The organism is Acinetobacter cumulans, assembly GCF_003024525.3.
Classification (GTDB): domain Bacteria; phylum Pseudomonadota; class Gammaproteobacteria; order Pseudomonadales; family Moraxellaceae; genus Acinetobacter; species Acinetobacter cumulans.
In genome coordinates, this window is sequence record NZ_CP035934.2 from 2,696,454 (window position 1) to 2,716,312 (window position 19,859).

General features: G+C 40.8%; 20 protein-coding genes. 9 read left to right on the top strand and 11 right to left on the bottom strand.

Annotation, left to right across the window (positions count from 1 at the left end):
- Positions 1-7 precede the first annotated feature (7 nt).
- The 4 genes from C9E88_RS12705 to apbC form a co-directional block, all read right to left on the bottom strand.
- Positions 8-2,026, bottom strand: a complete 2,019-nt coding sequence (locus C9E88_RS12705; RefSeq protein ID WP_106985080.1) for a hypothetical protein — start codon at positions 2,024-2,026, stop codon at positions 8-10.
- A gap of 242 nt (positions 2,027-2,268) precedes the next feature.
- The gene (gene dcd / locus C9E88_RS12710) at positions 2,269-2,838 is read right to left on the bottom strand and encodes a dCTP deaminase (RefSeq protein ID WP_067730924.1); all 570 of its coding nucleotides are present in this window, start codon (positions 2,836-2,838) and stop codon (positions 2,269-2,271) included.
- Between the two features lie 124 nt (positions 2,839-2,962).
- A complete protein-coding gene (locus tag C9E88_RS12715) occupies positions 2,963-3,556 on the bottom strand; it encodes a LysE family translocator (protein WP_106985081.1) in 594 nt (197 codons plus the stop codon).
- A gap of 261 nt (positions 3,557-3,817) precedes the next feature.
- Entirely contained in the window at positions 3,818-5,089 is a 1,272-nt protein-coding gene (gene apbC / locus C9E88_RS12720) for an iron-sulfur cluster carrier protein ApbC (protein ID WP_106985082.1), read from the bottom strand.
- A 449-nt stretch (positions 5,090-5,538) separates the two neighbouring features.
- Between apbC and C9E88_RS12725 the strand changes: the two genes are divergently transcribed.
- Complete coding sequence (locus C9E88_RS12725; protein WP_106985083.1) at positions 5,539-5,844, top strand: hypothetical protein; 306 nt, start codon at positions 5,539-5,541, stop codon at positions 5,842-5,844.
- 68 nt (positions 5,845-5,912) lie between these two features.
- Here the strand turns inward: C9E88_RS12725 and C9E88_RS12730 are convergent, their stop codons facing one another.
- Positions 5,913-6,713 (bottom strand): hypothetical protein, encoded by an 801-nt coding sequence (locus tag C9E88_RS12730; protein WP_106985107.1) that lies wholly within the window; start codon positions 6,711-6,713, stop codon positions 5,913-5,915.
- 96 nt (positions 6,714-6,809) lie between these two features.
- Positions 6,810-7,571: a ferredoxin--NADP reductase gene (locus C9E88_RS12735; protein WP_106985084.1), complete on the bottom strand. Its 762-nt coding sequence runs from the start codon at positions 7,569-7,571 to the stop codon at positions 6,810-6,812.
- A gap of 85 nt (positions 7,572-7,656) precedes the next feature.
- On the opposite strand from C9E88_RS12735, the gene gigC reads away from it, so the two are divergent.
- Positions 7,657-8,535: a LysR family transcriptional regulator GigC gene (gigC, locus tag C9E88_RS12740; RefSeq protein WP_106985085.1), complete on the top strand. Its 879-nt coding sequence runs from the start codon at positions 7,657-7,659 to the stop codon at positions 8,533-8,535.
- Positions 8,536-8,674: 139 nt separating this feature from the next.
- Here the strand turns inward: gigC and C9E88_RS12745 are convergent, their stop codons facing one another.
- Positions 8,675-9,328: a YiaD family glycine zipper/OmpA-like lipoprotein gene (locus C9E88_RS12745; RefSeq protein WP_106985086.1), complete on the bottom strand. Its 654-nt coding sequence runs from the start codon at positions 9,326-9,328 to the stop codon at positions 8,675-8,677.
- 246 nt (positions 9,329-9,574) lie between these two features.
- Here C9E88_RS12745 and C9E88_RS12750 point away from each other — a divergent pair, with 246 nt between their 5' ends.
- The 6 genes from C9E88_RS12750 (at position 9,575) to C9E88_RS12775 (ending at position 14,218) form a co-directional block, all read left to right on the top strand.
- The gene (locus C9E88_RS12750; protein WP_106985087.1) at positions 9,575-10,498 is read left to right on the top strand and encodes an acyltransferase; all 924 of its coding nucleotides are present in this window, start codon (positions 9,575-9,577) and stop codon (positions 10,496-10,498) included.
- A 19-nt stretch (positions 10,499-10,517) separates the two neighbouring features.
- A complete protein-coding gene (locus C9E88_RS12755) occupies positions 10,518-11,576 on the top strand; it encodes a preprotein translocase subunit SecA (protein ID WP_106985088.1) in 1,059 nt (352 codons plus the stop codon).
- A 122-nt stretch (positions 11,577-11,698) separates the two neighbouring features.
- Positions 11,699-12,424: a septum site-determining protein MinC gene (minC, locus tag C9E88_RS12760; protein ID WP_106985089.1), complete on the top strand. Its 726-nt coding sequence runs from the start codon at positions 11,699-11,701 to the stop codon at positions 12,422-12,424.
- A gap of 68 nt (positions 12,425-12,492) precedes the next feature.
- Positions 12,493-13,305, top strand: a complete 813-nt coding sequence (gene minD / locus C9E88_RS12765; protein WP_106985090.1) for a septum site-determining protein MinD — start codon at positions 12,493-12,495, stop codon at positions 13,303-13,305.
- 1 nt (position 13,306) lies between these two features.
- On the top strand, positions 13,307-13,579 hold the full coding sequence (minE, locus tag C9E88_RS12770; protein ID WP_106985091.1) for a cell division topological specificity factor MinE: 273 nt from the start codon (positions 13,307-13,309) through the stop codon (positions 13,577-13,579).
- A gap of 351 nt (positions 13,580-13,930) precedes the next feature.
- On the top strand, positions 13,931-14,218 hold the full coding sequence (locus C9E88_RS12775; RefSeq protein ID WP_106985092.1) for a PA4642 family protein: 288 nt from the start codon (positions 13,931-13,933) through the stop codon (positions 14,216-14,218).
- A gap of 60 nt (positions 14,219-14,278) precedes the next feature.
- On the opposite strand, the gene C9E88_RS12780 is transcribed toward C9E88_RS12775, so the two are convergent.
- The 4 genes from C9E88_RS12780 to C9E88_RS12795 all read right to left on the bottom strand — a co-directional run bounded on the left by C9E88_RS12780 (position 14,279) and on the right by C9E88_RS12795 (position 18,512).
- A complete protein-coding gene (locus tag C9E88_RS12780) occupies positions 14,279-15,181 on the bottom strand; it encodes an AEC family transporter (RefSeq protein WP_106985093.1) in 903 nt (300 codons plus the stop codon).
- A gap of 312 nt (positions 15,182-15,493) precedes the next feature.
- Positions 15,494-16,648: a YadA family autotransporter adhesin gene (locus C9E88_RS12785; RefSeq protein WP_137287918.1), complete on the bottom strand. Its 1,155-nt coding sequence runs from the start codon at positions 16,646-16,648 to the stop codon at positions 15,494-15,496.
- Complete coding sequence (locus tag C9E88_RS12790; protein ID WP_137287917.1) at positions 16,629-18,119, bottom strand: hypothetical protein; 1,491 nt, start codon at positions 18,117-18,119, stop codon at positions 16,629-16,631. Before C9E88_RS12790 ends, C9E88_RS12785 begins: the two co-directional genes overlap by 20 nt.
- Before the next feature lie 93 nt (positions 18,120-18,212).
- Positions 18,213-18,512 (bottom strand): ESPR-type extended signal peptide-containing protein, encoded by a 300-nt coding sequence (locus C9E88_RS12795; RefSeq protein WP_106985096.1) that lies wholly within the window; start codon positions 18,510-18,512, stop codon positions 18,213-18,215.
- Positions 18,513-18,767: 255 nt separating this feature from the next.
- On the opposite strand from C9E88_RS12795, the gene C9E88_RS12800 reads away from it, so the two are divergent.
- Positions 18,768-19,844 (top strand): helix-turn-helix transcriptional regulator, encoded by a 1,077-nt coding sequence (locus tag C9E88_RS12800; protein WP_106985098.1) that lies wholly within the window; start codon positions 18,768-18,770, stop codon positions 19,842-19,844.
- The last annotated feature ends 15 nt before the right edge of the window (positions 19,845-19,859 follow it).

Genomic DNA, 19,859 nt, shown 5'->3' on the forward strand with positions numbered 1-19,859 from the left:
TGCATCCTTATAGCCCAGTTGTTTTGATTTTTAAATGCTGAATGAGCACGCCATCAATGGCTGCTGAACCTAAATTGATCGCAGTACCTGCTGCATTTTTAAATACAATACCTGTCGATGCTTGATCACGATTCGCCTTTAACATATTGGTGCTGGTATCACGTGTAACACTACCAATTGCAATACTACTGTGTGTCGCATTCGTCCCTTGATAGTCTTTGGTTGTACCATTCGCAGTAATTTGCGAGGTATTGGTACCACAACTTGCAACATTACATGTAGAGCCCATGAGCGTACGATACACTCCATCCACACCTTTTAACTGTGGTGCACCGTTCGTATCTTTTTTAATAAGTGTATTATTCGCGTCTGTATCAGCATAATAGCTATAAATTTTGGTATATATCTCGGGTACATTTGGAATTCTTGTTAATTCCAAAATAATGTTATTGCCTTCCGAACCAATAATAAATGGCTGATACATATTACCTAGTACCAAGTTAATGTTTGTACTATATAAATACAAACCTTCTTTATCATTAAATAAAGGTGCAAAACTTCCATCTAAAGCAGGTGTACTTGCTGTGCCATCGTCTGTATCAGACTTCGCCGCCGTACTAATACGAATGCCTTTTGCATCTAGATTGGTATCGTTAATGGTTAATTTTGATGGGTCATCATTGGTATTTAAACGTAATATACTTGCCATACCAAGTGTTTGACTTTGCTGCGTAATTGTAGACGGCTGAGTTTGGAACAAACGTACTTGTGAACCATCAATGCTCAGGCCATTGGCAACAAACTGTGCACGTAATCGATAGTCTTTATCCAAACCATCAGCTGGTGCACCAGTCAATTGATTGACTTTATTGCTTGAATCTAATGTACGTGAGAAAATATCCGTCCAGAAACCCAATTTTATCTTATCTTCTGTAGCATTTCCGCCCACCTGTGCTAATGGTGCTTCTAATGCAATATAAGCAATATCGGCTTTATTTTGTGCATTATATTGTTGTATGTCTTTGGCTGTACCTGAACGGAATAACCAAGGATTTTCAGCAGTGCCCCAATTAATACCTTGATTACTAAAACGCTGGTTCATATTGCCATTACTTTTAGACAAGGCTAAACCATAAATAAAGATATCGGCTTTACTTCTAGATGCTTTGAGTGCCGCCACATGATCGGTCGTGTTTAAAGCAGTATTTGCTGCCGCAACAGCAGAGGTTCTTAAGGTTAACTCTTTAGAAGTGTAACTTTCCTGTGCTTTGGCTTTTGCAGAACGGATTGCACGTAAATCCATTTCCTGATCAGTTTTTTGTGCAAGCTGTGCATTTGCATAAGTTTGAATATCAGCTGCTTTATCGTTGCGAATTTCCTTACGGACTTCGTCATAAGCCCAAGCTTGTGTTTCTTCTTTATTCTTACAAACTAAACTACTGGTATGAAAACACCAATTATAACTGTCGTACTTATCTTGATATAACGTATTATATCTATCAATATAATACTGCTGTGCAGCAAATTCTTCTACTTTTTGGCTTTCAAAAGTTGCTTTATAGGTCGTAGTGAAATTCTGAAGGACAGCGGCTCTTGTGGCTGTATTGTTATATACATTTTTGTATTCAGCATTATAAACATCAGTGTAATAGGTCTGATAATAACCTGTCACTTTTGCCGTATAGTTTTGAAAGTAGGCATTATCATAGACTGCTTGGCGGCTTTGTTCGAATAACTGTTCATAATTACCCCCACGCGGGATAATCCGAATAAAACCTGTATCATATTTTTCTGGATTGGTGACAGCCGGTGTCTTGTTATAACTTGAAGCTGTAGAAAGATCATTTGGCCCCTGAAAAACAAACTTGAAGTTTTCAGGGAGCAACGCAACGCCCTCACCTGTCGTATTTGACAATGCTTCATCTGGCAAATCTTGAAGTGCATAAACAGACGGTGCAAGCAACATACTAACTGCTGCAACTAAACAGCTCTGGCGGAACCGGAATGCTTGATTTAATTGAGTCATCGTGACCTTCCTTTCTTATCAGATGCACCGCATCTTTCTTATATTTTTTGCTTTACTTGGCACCAATTTTTTTTGTCCATCTCATCCTGTGATGGGTTCTATACCAAGCTATATTAACTTTTTATTATGCGTAATTATTATACAAATGCAAAACAAACTCGCTAAATCACCTCAATTTCCGATGAATGAATCACAAAAAAAGCAGGCTTTGTTGCCTGCTTTTTTAATGCTTTAAATTTCATTTAAGCCTTAGGTAATGTTACACCTGTTTGACCTTGGTATTTACCCCCACGATCTTTATATGATGTTTCACATACTTCATCAGATTCAAAGAACAGCATTTGCGCAACGCCTTCACCTGCATAAATGCGTGCTGGTAAATTTGTTGTATTTGAGAATTCTAAAGTCACATGACCTTCCCACTCAGGCTCAAGTGGTGTCACGTTCACAATAATACCGCAACGTGCATAGGTCGATTTACCTAAGCATACAGTCAATACATTACGTGGAATACGGAAATATTCTACTGTACGTGCAAGTGCAAATGAGTTCGGAGGAATAATGCAGACATCCGATTCAATATCGATAAAGCTTTTGTCATCAAAATTCTTAGGATCGACAATTGCAGAATGAACATTGGTGAAAACTTTAAATTCACGCGCGCAACGCACGTCATAACCATAGCTTGAAACGCCGTAAGAAATCAGTTTTTCACCATTTTCATCTAAACGGACCTGATTTTCTGCATACGGTTCAATCATGCCGTGTTTTTCGCTCATTTCGCGAATCCAACGATCAGACTTAATTGCCATTGTTACTATCCAAAATACTGTACATCAATTATTGCATGGTACTTTAACTGAAAACCCTTACAATGAAAATATATCAATTTTGCTGAATACCAATTGACTGATGCTCAGCAAATTTAAGTTGCCTTTATAAACTAGCAAGAGTCAGATAACTCAACTGACACGTAAAGCCCATCAGTACCACCGATGCCGTTCGTTGCATCGTATATTGATTCAGCCAACGGAATTTATTGGATGCCAGCATCGAACCAATAAATGTCCAAAAAAATGCAATCGGAATCAGAAGTAATAAAAAGGCCAGCATGTGCGCTGTGTAATACATCGAGTTTTTCCAAGCAATCGCAGGAAAAATAGCCGATGCAAACAATAAAGCTTTCGGATTTAACAAGGTTGCGAGAAAAAGCTCCCAAGCGCGAATGCAGGGCTGATCTAGATCTTGTACGGCGTTCGCGGTTTTCCATAAGCGAATAGCCAAATACAACATATATGCTGCACTAAACAGCTTCAGTATAGGAGGCAGTGCGGGAATATAAGCGGTCACTTTCCCAATCAATAAGCCCCAAAAGCTAATAGACAGCAAATAGCCAAAGGCTTCAGCAGGAATCAAGCGGAAAGACTTTTTAACACCGACGTGTAAACCTGATGATGCCAACAAGGTATTGGTGGGACCTGGTGTCAATAAAATGGTGATGACCCAACCCATAAAAAACCATGAAATCATAGCGTACGCTCAGGCCTATATGCGCGCAGATTAAATCAGTTTTTTGAGGATAGCAAAAAAAATATTGTAAAAGATCATGCAACACAGCAATAATGAGACATTAATCAATATATTTCAAAACATTAACTCACTCTATTTTATTAAACTACTCAGTCAAAAGCATCTTCACACAATTAAGCCCCATAAAAAAAGCCTAGAAATTACTAGGCTTTAGATCATTTTTAAAACAGAACTCACTTAAATAGAGTTGCGATATTTTGCTTAAAAAATGCGACTTTTATCTTTCGAAGCTTGAGGCAATTTTGCTGCAATTTTTTCCGCAATAGCCATATAGCTTTCGGCAGCATCATCTTGAGCAATAACCGAAGGTTTGCCCGCATCTGCATTTTCACGAATCTGTACATTCAGTGGTAAACGGCCTAACAATGGAATGTTGTATTGCTCTGAAAGCTTATCTCCTCCACCTGTACCAAAGATTTGCTCTTCATGACCACAGTTAGAACAAATATGCGTCGACATATTTTCAACCACTCCCATGACCGGGATATGAACACGGTTAAACAATTCAATCCCTTTGGTTGCGTCCATCAATGCTACATTTTGTGGTGTCGTCACAATAACAGCGCCAGTTACAGGAATACGCTGTGCCAAAGTCAATTGAATATCCCCAGTGCCCGGTGGCATATCAATCATCAGTACATCTAAATCTGGCCATAAAGTTTGGTTAAATAACTGCATTAATGCACCCGTCGCTTTTGGCCCACGCCAAGCCACGGGCGTATTATGATCACCTGTTAAGTGACCAATTGACAGTACAGCCATACCATAAGCATCTAGCGGTACAAAGTTTTCCGACTCAATCATTGGAGTACGGCCTGCATTACCCAGCATCGTTGGAATACTAGGGCCATAAATATCAGCATCCAAAACCCCAACCTTTAGGCCTAATTTTTGCAATGCTAAGGCAAGGTTAACCGTTGTGGTGGATTTACCAACCCCTCCCTTACCAGAGGACACCAAAATCACATTTTGAATACGTGGATGCTTAGGCACATCACGTTGCTGTGGTGCTGCTTTTTGGATAGGTGGATTATTTGGATCCGCTTCAGGTGCAGACTGAGACGTACTCGCAGAAGCATCTACCACAGGAGGCAAAGTTGACTTTGGTGCAGTATTTTGAGCTTCGGGCTGGCTTGAGCAACTTTCACCTTCAGCATGATGATGGCCACAACCACTTTCTTTTTTATGTCCAGTTTTTTGCTGAATCACATGCATGTTCAATTCTTTAATACCGCATTGTTCCAATGCATCCGCCAATTCATCATGAATTTGTTGCAGTTGTTCTTTTTCTTCTGGAAAGGTATTAATGGTGATTTGTAAGATTTCACCTTCCACATTCACTTGGGTAATACGATCTTTCAGTGCATGATGAGAATGAGGCAACATATAGGTTTGCAGTACATTTTGCACAGCTTCTTCGTTCACCTCTTTAGAGGGTGAAAAAACAGATTTAAGCGAAGAAAGCCACGACATATAACATTACTCCAAAGCAAATATTTGCGAATTCTACATAGTGTAACGACAATTAGAGCGAAGGTTAAGCATTGCAATCATAAGATTATTCTTGAGATTAGATAAAACCGAGCATTTTAGTTGGTTATTTGGTCTTTTTTCTGCCAAGTGTCGCTATTTATCCTCTGTCCTTTTTGATTTGGGACACTCAAATTATGTATTCAGTCGAGTTAAAGCATCCTTGTATTTATTTTAAATACAGAAGATTGCAATCGTTTAAACATTCCAATGGCTAAAATTATGCATGGCGCACATTTTGCTTATCTTTATATGATCTTTTAGATCAGCTACACAACAAAACTTATACGTTAAAGCCTAAGACCACTGTGTTTTATAACAAAAGTTTGGGTATATTTCTTGACGTTTATTTTTTATTTATTGCTTTAATTTTTTTCTAGGGAAGCCTCAATATGCATAAAACATGGGCATTAATTACATGTATATTTTTAACAGTTCCAACCATGTCTTGGGCTGAAACCACAAATAGTATTCAAACACCTGAACATCAAAATTTAACTCTGGGCGATAAGTTTGAGGACATGCAAAATCGCATGAAAGCATCACCGATTAAAGTGACGTCATACACCTTAGTAGATGCCACAAAGCCTAATACGTTGGCGGTTGATTATACTTATGAAATTGAGAATTTTCGCTATAACATTACCATTGTGGATGGGCATGTATTTAAAATTGATGTAGAAAATATGGATAAATAATTGACTCAAAACTCAATAATTAAAAAGGTAGCATATCTGCTACCTTCTTTATTTGTGCTCCACAGCATTTAAGGCTTTATGCCACGCATAAAACTTATCACACTAAATAACCATAGAAACAGCACAAAGCTACGGCCTTGTGTGAAATGTGCTAATTCTGTGCCATGTAGCATATTGTGTCGCGTTGATGTGACTGTTGAGCTACTGTCCATCTTGTAGGCTGCTAGTTCAGCAAAGTATGGATTCATTTCAAAGGCAATTTTTGACTTATGCCATAGGCTCTTAATTTCATTACCTTTTAAGCCAGGTACTATTTTATGAACATCTAGAAACTTGGTGTCCTTCTGCTCAAGAAAACCTTTAGCAACTAAAACATCTGTGAGCAAACCTTCTAATTGTGCATAAAGTATAGGAATACACCCTGCATATATGCCTTGCGCATACAATTTTAAAGCTTGTTCTATAATATTACGGCGCTGCACTTGATGTACGTCGACTTGCATATCATCAAGGGCTTTAAAAAGTTCAGTTTGAAAAAATTCACCTGTTGGAACAGCCAATAAATCAAATTGCGCAATGTCATCGGCATCATTGACCAGTTGCCAGAAATAAAGAACATTCAATGCGTCATTGGCAATTTTACTTCCCTCAGGCTGATCTAAAGCTTCCGCCAACACTTGAAAATAGCCTTCTTCATGTGCAAGTTTGGCCAAATGTTTCTGTAAAAAGCTATGCTCACCTGCGGTCATTGTATCCAAATACTGCTGTGCATCTTCTAAGATGATTTTTCCAGCTTGTTGCGCTTCATTTTTATGGGCAGCTATACGTGTGACTGGTGCATCGTAATCAAAATCATCGTCATCAATCATCATCTAATACTCTGTGTATAAATGCTCTTGCTATCCAGCAAATCGAACATCTAAAAATAAGCTCATTAAAAAGACATTCCCGCATGGGAGTTGCCATTACCAATAATTTTCTACAGCAATATTGCCTTCGCCGCGACGGTTCATAGTGAGTCCGCGGGCTTTTAGGGCCTCTTTCGTATCTTCGACCATTTGCGGATTACCGCATAACATGACATGTGTGGTATTTGGATCGAAATTGAGCTCGGCTGCTTGCTCTAAGCTGCCATTGGCAATCAATACTGGTAAACGGTCATGCAATCGTGCATTTGGGTCACGAGTGATAATAGGAATAAATTTAAAGCCCGTGTGGCCTTCACCAAACGTTTCAGCAATTTCTGCAATACGCGTTGCATAAGCCAATTCAGCCTGTGTACGTACACTATAAACTAGATTGATTTTTTCGTATTTTGACCATGTTTCAAAATCTTGAAGCATGGAGATAAATGGAGCCAAGCCCGTCCCTGTACCCAGTAACCATAAGTCTTTCGGTGCAGGCAACTGATAGCGTGCTAAGGTTAAAAAGCCATAAGGGACTTTTTCTAAATACAGCTCATCGCCGATTTGAAGATGCTGTAAATTTGAAGTAAATGCACCATCTGGTACAACAATTGAGAAAAATTCTAATGTTTCATCAAATGGTGAAGACACCACTGAATAAGCACGTACTACCAGCTCGTCACCCACTTTTAAGCCAATACGCGCAAACTGCCCTGCTGTAAATTTAAAATGAGCTGGTCGCGTCATGGTAAAACTAAACAAGGTACTGGTCCAACGATGTACAGATAAAACCTTTTCTAAGCTAAATTTTTCAATTGACATGATTTCGACGTGGCGTGAAAGACTGTGCTCATGTTAGCATGACAGCATATTTTATTAATATTTTTTAAATGTTAAGGCTATATTCATGCGCATGACATTACGCCAGTTGGCTGTTTTTGTAGCAGTCGCTCAAGAAGGCACTGTGACCAAAGCCAGTGATGCTGTCAAGCTAACACAAAGTGCTGCCAGCATGGCGCTTGCAGATTTGGAAGATGGGCTAGGCGCACCTTTATTTGACCGTCTGGGTAAACGACTGCAACTCAATGATTTAGGGCGTTTCTTACTGCCTCAAGCTCTTGAAATTTTAGGTCGCTGTGATGCCTTTGAACAAGCAGCCAAAGGTGAACTACAAAGTATTGATTTGCGCTTGGGTGCAACCTTAACCATTAGTGATTACTTAATGCCTGATTTAATGGCTGATTTCTTAAAAATTCAGCCACAAGCGCATTTACAATTACAAGTGGGTAATACCCGCCAAATGATTGAAGCAGTAAATCAATTCCAATTGGATTTGGCTTTAATTGAGGGTTCTTGTCATTTGCCACAGCTTCAATGCATCCATTGGCGTGATGACGAATTGGCAGTGTGCTGTGCGCCCAACCACCCTTTGGCACAACTCAACCGTGCATTAACCGCAGATGATTTCAATTCTGTTGAATGGATATTGCGTGAAGAGGGTTCAGGCACACGGGAAGTTTTTGACAATGCGATTTTAAAAGACTTACCGAATGCCAATATTCGCCTTACCCTAGGTCATAATGAAGCGATTTTAAAAATTGTCGCTGGCGGTTTGGGTATGTCGTGTATTTCTAAACTTGCCATTGAACCTTTACGTGAAAAAGGTCAATTGGTCGTTTTAGATACCCCATTTTGGTCTTTAACTCGTCCACTGTTTATGCTGGTGCATCGTCAGAAATACCAAGGCCCCGGCTTAAAGGCATTTATGAAGTTCTGCGAAAAATAAGTTTCAATTCATTTTAAAAGCACCCAAGGGTGCTTTTTTATGGTCTGTCACTTCAACATCTAATTGTATAAACATGTATGTATAAATTAAAAAACCGCCCGAAGGCGGTTTTTTAATTCAAGATTCAGAGTTTACTGAATTATTGAACTGCATAAATGCTGATTTCTACACGACGGTTTTGTTCACGACCAGCCGCTGTAGCGTTAGATGCGATTGGGTTTGCTGCACCTTGACCTTGAGTATTAATACGTGAAGTAGAAACACCTTGAGACGCTAAGTAGCTAGCAACTGATTGCGCACGTGCTTGAGACAATGGAATGTTGATTGAATCATTACCTGTGTTGTCTGTATAACCTGTAACTAAGATACCGCTCTTGTTATCTTCAGTTAAAGTTTGCGCAACTTTGTTCAAAGTAGAATAGAAGTTAGGTTTGATATTTGATTTGTTTGTATCAAATGTAATGCTACCTGGCATAACTAAACCAACAGAACCATCTGGATTACGGTTAACTTCTACACCAGTACCCGCCATTTGTTGACGTAGTTTTTTCTCTTTGTTATCAAGATAAACACCAGTCGCACCACCAAGTACCGCACCAATTGCTGCTGCACGGTTGTTTTGAGAACTAGAGTTTGCATTGCCTTTAGAAATACCGTAACCCGCTGCAGCACCAATTAAAGTACCCAAAGCAGTTTTGTCGTATTCCATACCGCCAATATTATTACCTGTTGTTTGACAGCCAGATAGTACCAAAGCCCCTGCTACTGCTGCTGAAATTGCTAGTGCACGCATCGCATGCCTCCTTGATTGTGTTTTGTTGTATGGATGGAATGATGAAGTAAAAAAAATCGAGTAACCATTGATTTTTTGTTAATAATAAATCGTTTAGTTACAATTTGTAATATTTAAATAAGAAAATAATGCCAACTTCGTCAAATTTTCTCCACAGTTGTTCTGAAGTGCTTTTTTATTTTCAAAACACGCTCTATATTTGTGTGAATTGGCAAACGTTAGACTATTCCCCATTAGGACTTTTATATGTCATCGCACAGCAAGAAGCAACCAGCATTAAAAAAAGTCACACGCGGGCTGACTGTCGGTTCGGTTATCACAGGAAGTACTTTTTTCCACGGGCCACCTGTATTGGCTCTAGGACTGACCAAGCTCTTTAAACAATCAAAAAAGGTTGATGAAACCAATATAAAAATCACCAACAGTTGGCTGAGTGTAAATAACTGGCTCATTGATCATGTGTTGGTTAACACTCAATGGGATATCTCGATTGATGATGATCTTGATCTGAATATGCAAGGCCGTTATTTGATGATGTGTAATCATCAAAGCTGGGTAGATACCACAGTAAATCAGTATTTTGGCTTAACACGTATGCCACTCACCCGTTTCTTTACCAAATGGGAACTGATCTTTATTCCTTTCGTGGGTCAAGCATTTAAAATCTTGGGTTTCCCAATGATGAAACGCCATAGCAAAGAACAAATTGCTAAAAATCCTGAGCTCAAGCATCGTGATATGGAAGAAGCGCGCAAGTCTTGTGAACAGCTTTTAAGCCAGCCATTTACCTTGCTCAATTACCTCGAAGGAACACGCTTTACGGCGGAAAAACACGCGCAACAAAAATCAACATTTACAAATTTACTTAAGCCTAAAGCAGGTGGTTTAGCACTCGCATTGAATATTTTAGGTGATCAAATTGATGCTTTGGTCGACATGACCATTGTTTATCCTGATGGTGTACCAGGTTATGGTGAGTTTTGGCTGGGCGAGGTGCCTAGAATTGCTGTAAATTTACGTAAAATTGATATCCCTGCATGGGTTGCAGGTGGTAATTATGAAGAAGATGCCGAATTCCGTGAGAAATTCCAGCAATGGGTAGATCAAATTTGGACTGAGAAAGATCAATTGATTTCAGAAATGAAATCTAAATATTCACCTGTCGTCTAAATACACGGAGCCCGCTTCTATGTCGCAGAACATCCCTGTTAAAAAATCTAAATACCAGCATTTAGACCCCAAAAGCTTCTATTTCAAAGCTTTTTTGGCCTATGACATTTTCATGGTATTTATTATTATTTTTAACTTGTTCTGCTTAGGCATGAACTTCTTCCTCATGAGTAATATTGGGGGCTGGTTCTTTAATGCCATCCATTTACCGAGTGTACTTGAATTTTATCGTGAATACTTGCACCCGTGGGTAATTACTACAGAAGCGTGGTTCATAATTTTCTTGATTGTGGAATTACTCACGCGCTGGGCAATTGCAATCGTACAGAAACATCACCAACGTTGGTTTTTCTTTCCGTTTATCCATTGGTATGAAATTGTTGCCATTGTGCCCTATTTCCGCTTTTTACGATTATTTCGTGCAGGGGTTGTGGCCTACCGCCTCTATGAAATGGGTTATCAAATTTTTCCAACCTCTTGGCAGGAAAAAGGCTTATTTTACTATCGCGTCGTGATGGAGGAATTATCCGATCGTGTAGTGGTAACGGTTTTAGATGGTCTCAAACATGAGCTTCAAACCAGCACAACACATAAAGATTTAATCAGCAATGTCATTCAGCATCATCGGGATTTATTCTCCCAAGCGCTGGCTGAAATTCTGCAAGAAAATTTAAGTCGTGAGCTACAAGCCGATCGTGAACGTATTGCAAAAAGCGTGGGACAAATTGTCAATCAAGCAATTGAAGATACGCCTGAGCTGACGCAATTACTGCGCCTTATCCCGATTGTCGGTGGCCGTATAGAACAACAAATTCAAAGCATCGGACAGCGATTAGGTGAAAATATTACCCAAGGCTTAATTGATCCTTTAGCATCACCAAATGCGTCTACAGCACGGCATCCTAATTTATATACAGATATTGCAACACGGATTAGTGCCATTGAAATTGAAAAAAATGACAAACTTGATGCGTTGGTTCGCTCGGCTGTTTTTGAAAGTTTAGAGGCCATTCGTAAGCAAGTAAAAGTAAAACAATGGCAACAAGAACTCCAAGCACAAGATCAAGCTAAAGATTAATCTATAGTTCAAAAATAATTGCTGTTTCTGCTAGAGAAATGCCTCATTTTGTTCTAGCATTTGCTCTACTTAAAATATCACTTCCACATAAAATCAACAGTGAGAAGTTTGAAGGAATAATTATGGCTGATATACGGATAAAAGGCAGAATGGTCAATGCAATCCGCATTAACCTTGACACAAATGATCATGATGCGATCCGCCAGCAACTTAGCCCAATGCTTCAAAAAGCCTTCCCAATCGGAACGCTTGCGGTCATTGAAAGCAGTGTTGAACAAGAGCTTATTGAACTGATTCAATTGCTGATTAGCCTTGAGTTACAGCCGATTGCTGTAACAGACGGTGTCTTGGCAGACCAAGCTCGCGCTATTCAATTTCCAGTCATTCCACCTGACCGTAAGATGGAACAGGTCAAACCAACCAAAGAGCAAGCAATTGAAACGCCTGCTGTCGCTGAAAAACCCCAGCCACAAGCAGAAGATACAGTCGTAGTGGCGGTACCAGAAGTCCGCCATATTACGTCTTACCATGATGAAATTCTGCGTACTGGCCAATGTATTGTGCAAGATCACGGTGACATTATTTTAAGTGCTGGGATTAACAGCGGTTCCGAAGTCATTGCTTCAGGAAATATACATATTTATGGCAGTGTCCGTGGTAGAGTCATTGCCGGTGCTGGGGGCAATAGTGCTGCACGAATCTTCTGTCATTCACTTGAAGCAGAACTCGTGTCTATTGCTGGGACATATTGCGTAGCCGATGACATTCCACCGCATGTTACGAAAAAACCCGTACACATTTATTTAAATGACCAGCATGAGCTTGTATTTGAAGCTTTGCAATTTTAATGTATAAATAAACACCAATAAACCCCTGTATTGATCAGGGGATTTAAACCATAACAGGAGTGGATTCGGTGGCGAAAATTGTTGTCGTAACATCAGGCAAAGGTGGCGTAGGTAAAACTACAACAAGCGCATCTTTTGCAACAGGTTTAGCCCTACGTGGTCACAAAACTGTTGTGATCGATTTTGACGTAGGTTTACGTAACCTCGATTTGATCATGGGCTGTGAACGCCGTGTAGTATACGATTTTGTAAATGTCATTAATAACGAAGCACGATTACAACAAGCGTTAATTCGCGATAAAGACATTGAAAACCTTTACATTTTGCCTGCATCACAAACACGTGACAAAGATGCCTTATCTGATGATGGTGTTGCACGTGTAATGGATGAACTTTCACAAGAATTTGATTATATTATTTGTGACTCACCTGCAGGTATCGAGCGCGGTGCAATCCTTGCAATGTACCATGCTGATGAAGCAATTATTGTGACCAATCCTGAAATTTCTTCGGTACGTGACTCTGACCGTATTATTGGTATGCTCGATAGCAAAACCAAAAAAGTAGAAAACAACGAAGGTCGTATCCGTAAGCATTTATGTATTACACGTTACAACCCAGAACGTGCAGACAAACAAGAAATGTTAACCATTGATGACATTTCAAAAGACATTTTACGTGTACCTACACTGGGTGTTATTCCTGAGTGCAAAAGCGTGCTGCAAGCTTCGAACGAAGGTAAACCTGTCATCTTATATACAGAAACCCAAGCGGGCGAAGCTTATGATGACTTAGTTGCACGTTTCTTAGGTGAAGAGCGTCCTTACCGTCATATTACTGCGAAGCCGAAAGGCTGGTTAGCACGATTATTTGGAGGATAAGATGGCTGGTTTTTGGAGTAAATTATTCAGCGGTGATGACAAACCTACAAGCGCTCAAACTGCAAAAGACCGCTTAAAAGTCATTGTTGCGTCCGAAAATGGCTTAGGCAAACGTTTGAGCCAAGACAAAATTGACCAAATGAAAAAAGAAATCATGCAAGTCGTTAACCGCTATGTTCGTGGTGTCGATGAGCAACATATTCAAATGTCTGTACGTTCTGAAGCGAACATCGAGATGCTTGAAATGAATATCAATTTGCCTGAAGAGCGTTAATTTGATTTCTGATTAGTCAATCAAATTGAATCAAGGCAAAATATGAGCCTGAACAAAGCACTGCTTTGTTCAGGCGCAAGACAAGAAGCTTTGCTTCGAAGTGCCTGAACCTTTAGGCTCTGCCATGTTCAGGCGCAAGACAAGAAGCTTTGCTTCGAAGCGACTGAACCTTAAGGCTCTGCCATGTTCAGGAGCAAGACGAGAAGCTTTGCTTCGAGTGGGTTAGATTGCAATTCTTGCACTGACGACTCAACAAGCATTAACTTCAAGACAAAGTAAATAACAAAACTTTGTCACTTGCGTACTCATATTTTGCTTATTTATTTTCAAAAGAACACCAAGGGGATTGCAATGGCATTATCTCAACCAGCGACGTTTAATGAAGAATGGTCAGATGAACGAGTATTTGCCTACTTAACTCAGTTACCTCCTGAAGGCGTAAACGGCGATTTTCATGTGCTATACCATGCATTCAAACACATGCGTCCTACTGACTATGAGCGCCTACTTACTCAATTCACAGCAGACGGCCGTGATGTTAATGCAACCAACCCTGAAGGTCAGCGTATTCATGATGTGATTGCCCAATTCCCGCGCCAAAGCGAAGGCTTTTTAGCAGTATTGGCAAAATTTGCATAAGCATTTTTTCGCATCAAAAAGCCTGCACATGCAGGCTTTTTTTATAGCAACATTTTAAAATTAATATAACAACCACATCAGTAAAGGAAAACTTCCGATAAAGCATAGGGTCTGTAGGCTAATCACGCCAGCCATCAACTGGCTATCCCCTTGAAAGTACCGCGTTAAAATATAGGAAGCAGATGCAGTCGGTAAAGCAAAAAAAGTGACCAAAATAATACTTTGCAACTCAGTTAGCCCCAAACTCCCGCTCGCGAAAAATGCCAAGCACGGCATAATCAACAAGCGCGCAAAAGTATTTGCTGTGAGCCGTGAGAGGCCTTTACTTAACTGATCGAGTTGTAGCGCTGCACCCACAGAAAGTAAGCCTAAGGGCAAACTTGTGGCTGCCAAGATGTTGCATAAAGACTGCATCCCAGAAAATAAATGCAGACCTGAAAGGTTAAAAAGCACACCAACTACACAACCCAAAATAAGCGGATTTTTAGCTATGGCAAAGAGCGTGTCATACCATCGTCCACGTTGCCCCTCAGAAAAGGCCATGACCGAAAAGATGTTGACCACAGGGATAGCAACAGCAATCAACATGGCAAACATCTGCATGCCTTCTGTGCCGTAAAGCGTCCCCATCAATGCCAGACCAATATAGGTATTGAAGCGAATTTGACTCTGTACATATACCCCAAAACGCGCTACAGGGATGGCATATACTCGCTTCAACAACCAAAGTATGCTAACCACACCCAATACAACGGCAAAAAATGCCTGCAATAATTGGAAGATCGCACCTAGATTTAATTGTACGCCTGCTAAGTTATTAAAAAGCAATACAGGAAAAAGAAAGAAATAATTGAGTTTTTCCGAATTGGCCCAAAATTCTGTTTGCAAAAATTTTTTACGCTTAAACCCATAGCCCATGCTAATGAGCACGATCAGTGGAAATAACGCCATGACAATATTCATGCAGACGCTCCTCTGCTCATCCGCATCTGACGTTGTATTTGCATTCCTTGGCTACCTGCTAAGTCTCTACAGTAATCTGATCATTACTTAAAATTGAAGCGTTGTCGTGAATCATAGAATGAACATCTATGCATGGCAACCTTTCACATATTAACGATATTTATCACGTATTTATACCATCATACTACTCCATCCAATATACATATCAAGCCAAATTTAGAGCCTAAACAATACAAAAAGCCCAACTCAAAATAGTTGGGCTTTTCAAAAAATTATAAATAATACTGTGCAGATTTATCTGTTAAATGGTCCTTATTTCCATTGCCAGCCAATTGCAACACCACCACCAACATCACCTTGAGAACTGGCTGTACCAGAGGCTTTATAAATAAAACGATTATCCTCCGTTACACCACTAAATCCGACTGCAAAGCCTTGCTGTCCTCGCCACGTACCCCCTGCAACACTAAGCATATTTGCACCTGCATAGGTTGGTTGAGGCAAATTCGCCACGGCGATAGCTGAAGCAATCGCTGCCCGTGTATCCCGACGCTCATTACGGAATTCATTTTCCAATGCATTCACACGCTGGTCTGTATACTGGCGTGATTGACTGAGCGATTCAGTCACTTGGGTATCAGTATAACCATTCGCTTTATTTAAGGTTTGCAGTTCAGATTCCCGCATTTGCCCCAGGTTTACTGCATCGGTATCTTGTGTTCCCGCTGCAACATTTACAATTTGCCGCTGCTGCGTATCCGAACCGACAGAGATCGTATTGTCACGCAGCGCTGTAGAGCCATGACCTAAAGCCACAGCATTATTTGCCGATGCATTTATTGCATTGCCCAATACAGCGGTATTTTGCCCACTCACTGAATTATCATTTCCGATGGCCAAACTGCCTTCACCTGCAACCATATTGCTGCTTCCGAGTGCTATAGACTGTTCTCCAGACACCTGATTCGCCGTCCCCAAGGCAATAGACTGATCCCCCGATGCTTCAGATGAACTGCCTATGGCTACAGCATCTATGCCTGTTGCCAAAGGCAATACCGCCTGTGGATTTGGGTTTGTTCCAATGGATACAGCCGCTGTGCCGCCGCTGGCCAGTGACGTCAGCCACTGCTGCTCTGTCCCGTTAAAACCATTCTGCACAGCAAGATCAAATGCGCTGAATCCTTGGTCACCTTTATCCCCCTTATCGCCTTTTAGGCCCTGCAAGCCTTGATCACCTTTATCGCCCTTATCGCCTTTTAGGCCCTGCAAGCCTTGATCACCTTTGTCGCCCTTATCGCCTTTGAGGCCCTGCAAGCCCTGATCCCCTTTGTCGCCTTTGACGCCCTGAGACCCCTGCAGTGATGTCAGCCAATCGGCTTCTGTTCCTGCATATCCATGATTGACCGCAATATCATAAGCGCTCGCACCATTGCCTGTGCCTGTACCGCTATTTAAACCCGGTATCACCTTTATCTCCCTTATCACCTTTTAAGCCTTGCAAACCTTGGTCACCTTTATCCCCCTTGTCACCCTTTAAGCCTTGTAATCCTTGATCTCCTTTGTCCCCCTTATCACCTTTTAAACCCTGTGCCCCTGTATCACCCTTTAATGAAGCTAGCCATGCAGTTTCACTGCCGCTAAAGCCGTTTGCTACAGCAATTTCATACGCGCTTTTGCCATTTGCGCCTGTCCCTGTACCGCCTGTCACCAAACTGCTGACTTGTGTTTGCAAATTTGTGAGCTTGCTATTCACTGCAGTAAAAGCACTACCTGCATCTCGATACGTTCCTCCTTGAATAATATAGCTTGGCGCTGTCCAAACCCCGCCCGTATAGTTTGCGCCGGCACCCAGTGCAGTGACCATTGGATGTAATTGAGATAAATTGACAGCATCTGTATCTTTTATGGCTTTAGCAAGGTTGGTTAAGCGTTTTTCCATCGTCCACTGGCCTATGGATACGGTATTTTCTTCATCAGCAATTGAGCTCGTGCCAATTGCCGTTGCGCCTTGCGCCGTTGCACTCGCGCCTGAACCAAAAGCGCTACTCCATTTTGCACTTGCTCTCGAAGCATGCCCCATTGCGGTACTATACTCACCGCTTGCCTGGTTCATGTAGCCGACTGCCGTTGCACCTACTTCAGTGGCCCGATTTCCATAGCCCATGGCAACTGAACTGGTTGCATCAGCATAATTTCGATTGCCGACTGCAGTGGCATAATCAGCAGATGCGGTATTTTTTAAACCCACAGCATTGCTATCTAAACCTTTTGCAGTATTTTGCACGCCAACAGCTGTACTGTTTTCCTTAATTGCAAAGTTGAATGTTCCCAAGGCAGTACTGTAATCACCTGCAGCGATGTTGCCATAACGGACATTGTCTAAAAATTGCTGACGTTCCTCGGCTGTGACCGCTGCGCCATTGATATGGGTAATATAATTGAGGCCGCTTAAGCCTGCGCCTGCAGAAACAGTCACTTCAATTCCATTGACACTGACCAGCTTGCCTGCGCTGTCTTTCAAATCATATTGACGCGCCCTACTGCTTACACTGCTGATCGTTGAATCATTTTTCAATCCGCTACCAATCGCCGCTGAAGACAGCCCAATCGAAGTATTTCGATTTCCTATTGCACTGCCTGAATTTCCCAAACTAATATTTGTAAAGCCAATTGCGCTATTATCAAACCCAGAAGCAATGTTTAAAGCACCTAATGCGCTGCTGTTTGTACCAAACGCTCTATTCAAATAGCCCACAGAACTAGAGCTAAGCGCTGATGCAGTATTATATGCACCCACTGCACTGCTCAAACGCCCTGATGCGGTATTGGAATTACCAAAGGCATTACTCTGTATGCCTGAAGCAGTATTTTCTGCTCCAAATGCCATAGCATATTGATTGGAAGCCGTATTTTTATAACCAATTGCAGTGGCTGTCATGGCATTTTGTCCAACTATGTTTTTATAACCTATAGCGCTAGCATATTCAGATTGTGCTTGGTTGCCATAACCAATCACACTTACTTCAGTCGACTATGCAAGGTTCTTATGCCCCAATGCAACACTGTCTGTTCCTGGTGCACCATTGTTACTGCCACAAGCGATTGCACCTGAACCAACCGCACTTGACGTAGAACTTGTACCAGATTGATATGCACAAATTTCGCCAGCATCACTTTGCGTAACAGCTAGACCGCAGATAACTGCAGCCAACATTTGTACACATCTATATCCAGTATTTTTCTCACTGGTCGCTGTATGACTTTTAGCAGCTTCTCCTGTAACTACAAGCTGGCCTTTTCTATTGCGTACGACTTTATATATATGATTCATGTTGTGCCCCAAATCTGCTTAGCATCGTCTTGATGCTTTCTGTTTTTCCTAGTGCTAAAGCAAAAAATTTACAAACTGCATTTCTTGCGTATGAAAAACTGAATAAAGCCATAACAAGTGGCTCAAGCATGACCCCTGACTGGGGGGCTAAAGTTTATTTTTTTATCCTGAAATTTAATCCACACATTTTCGGATGTTTTTTAATCAAAAAAATCTAGGTAAAATAAGTGTATTCATTATTATTTATGGCGATTTATGGCAACTTTGCGTAAATTGGATAGCAATAAAAAAAGTACATTAAATCGGATTCGTTACTTGTGTTGCTCAGGCCATTCTGCAATTACTTTAGCGCCTTTATTTTTTAAATATTTAAATCAGCTTATTCCGCATGATTTACATGCTTTTGCACTTACATCAGCATCAGCTGTGCCTTATATGTATTATCACTCTGGACTAGATCAACGTTTCATTGATTTATTACAACATGAGGTCGAAATATTTTTAGACCCAAAAACTGAAGGCCATATGCGGTGGCTAGATACACCCACCTTACCAAAATCAGGAAACTTACTTCGTCCCGATGAACAGTATTTTCAAAGCAATAATTATCAAATTATGGTTCGTGGCAGTGGTGTGCACCATACCCTAGATTTACGCTTAGAACAGTCCAATAAACCAAGTGGCGGTGTTTCACTGTTCCGTGGTGTAGGTTCAAGTTTTTCCGAACAAGATAGCTACTTTCTATCCCAAGTTGGCCAATATATTGAATACGCCTTGCAACATCAAACAACTTTACGCAACGAGTTTAACTTTGATGTTGAGCAAGCAATGCTCATTCTTGATCCAAACAGTGAAGTCATCATGATGACAGACTCAGTGAAGGATCTACTCAACTTACTTGCAATCCACTATGATTTTTGGGAGCCCAACAAAGCCTTACCCAAAATCTGTTATCAAGTGATCAATGAACTCAAATATGGTGTACAACTCCCTCAAACGCGGATAGATATCCCAAATGGCATTTTAAATATTCGCGCCGAGTGGATGTTTTCACCTCTACAGCAAGACCGATGTATCGCGCTACATTTGAAGCATGAATTGCCCCGTAGCTTATTCATCTGGACAAAATTAGAAAATGCTGATCTCTCACCACAACAGTGTCAAGTTGCCTATCTCTTAGTCACAGGTAATTCCAAGCAAGACATTATGCATAAGCTTGAAATCAGTCCAGCCGTTTTAAAAGACTGTATCAAAGCCATTTACTTGACCTTCCATGTACATTCTTTGGCTGAACTAATTGACTATGCCAGTCGCTGGAGCCTCAAGTACTAACAGTAAAGGAAAGCA

Excerpts from the sequence above, each read along its gene's own strand:
- C9E88_RS12705 (WP_106985080.1), bottom strand. The coding sequence starts at position 2,026 with ATGACTCAATTAAATCAAGCATTCCGGTTCCGCCAGAGCTGTTTAGTT.
- dcd (WP_067730924.1), bottom strand. The coding sequence starts at position 2,838 with ATGGCAATTAAGTCTGATCGTTGGATTCGCGAAATGAGCGAAAAACAC.
- C9E88_RS12715 (WP_106985081.1), bottom strand. The coding sequence starts at position 3,556 with ATGATTTCATGGTTTTTTATGGGTTGGGTCATCACCATTTTATTGACA.
- apbC (WP_106985082.1), bottom strand. The coding sequence starts at position 5,089 with ATGTCGTGGCTTTCTTCGCTTAAATCTGTTTTTTCACCCTCTAAAGAG.
- C9E88_RS12725 (WP_106985083.1), top strand. The coding sequence starts at position 5,539 with ATGCATAAAACATGGGCATTAATTACATGTATATTTTTAACAGTTCCA.
- C9E88_RS12730 (WP_106985107.1), bottom strand. The coding sequence starts at position 6,713 with ATGATTGATGACGATGATTTTGATTACGATGCACCAGTCACACGTATA.
- C9E88_RS12735 (WP_106985084.1), bottom strand. The coding sequence starts at position 7,571 with ATGTCAATTGAAAAATTTAGCTTAGAAAAGGTTTTATCTGTACATCGT.
- gigC (WP_106985085.1), top strand. The coding sequence starts at position 7,657 with ATGCGCATGACATTACGCCAGTTGGCTGTTTTTGTAGCAGTCGCTCAA.
- C9E88_RS12745 (WP_106985086.1), bottom strand. The coding sequence starts at position 9,328 with ATGCGTGCACTAGCAATTTCAGCAGCAGTAGCAGGGGCTTTGGTACTA.
- C9E88_RS12750 (WP_106985087.1), top strand. The coding sequence starts at position 9,575 with ATGTCATCGCACAGCAAGAAGCAACCAGCATTAAAAAAAGTCACACGC.
- C9E88_RS12755 (WP_106985088.1), top strand. The coding sequence starts at position 10,518 with ATGTCGCAGAACATCCCTGTTAAAAAATCTAAATACCAGCATTTAGAC.
- minC (WP_106985089.1), top strand. The coding sequence starts at position 11,699 with ATGGCTGATATACGGATAAAAGGCAGAATGGTCAATGCAATCCGCATT.
- minE (WP_106985091.1), top strand. The coding sequence starts at position 13,307 with ATGGCTGGTTTTTGGAGTAAATTATTCAGCGGTGATGACAAACCTACA.
- C9E88_RS12775 (WP_106985092.1), top strand. The coding sequence starts at position 13,931 with ATGGCATTATCTCAACCAGCGACGTTTAATGAAGAATGGTCAGATGAA.
- C9E88_RS12780 (WP_106985093.1), bottom strand. The coding sequence starts at position 15,181 with ATGAATATTGTCATGGCGTTATTTCCACTGATCGTGCTCATTAGCATG.
- C9E88_RS12790 (WP_137287917.1), bottom strand. The coding sequence starts at position 18,119 with ATGACAGCCACTGCAATTGGTTATAAAAATACGGCTTCCAATCAATAT.
- C9E88_RS12795 (WP_106985096.1), bottom strand. The coding sequence starts at position 18,512 with ATGAATCATATATATAAAGTCGTACGCAATAGAAAAGGCCAGCTTGTA.
- C9E88_RS12800 (WP_106985098.1), top strand. The coding sequence starts at position 18,768 with ATGGCAACTTTGCGTAAATTGGATAGCAATAAAAAAAGTACATTAAAT.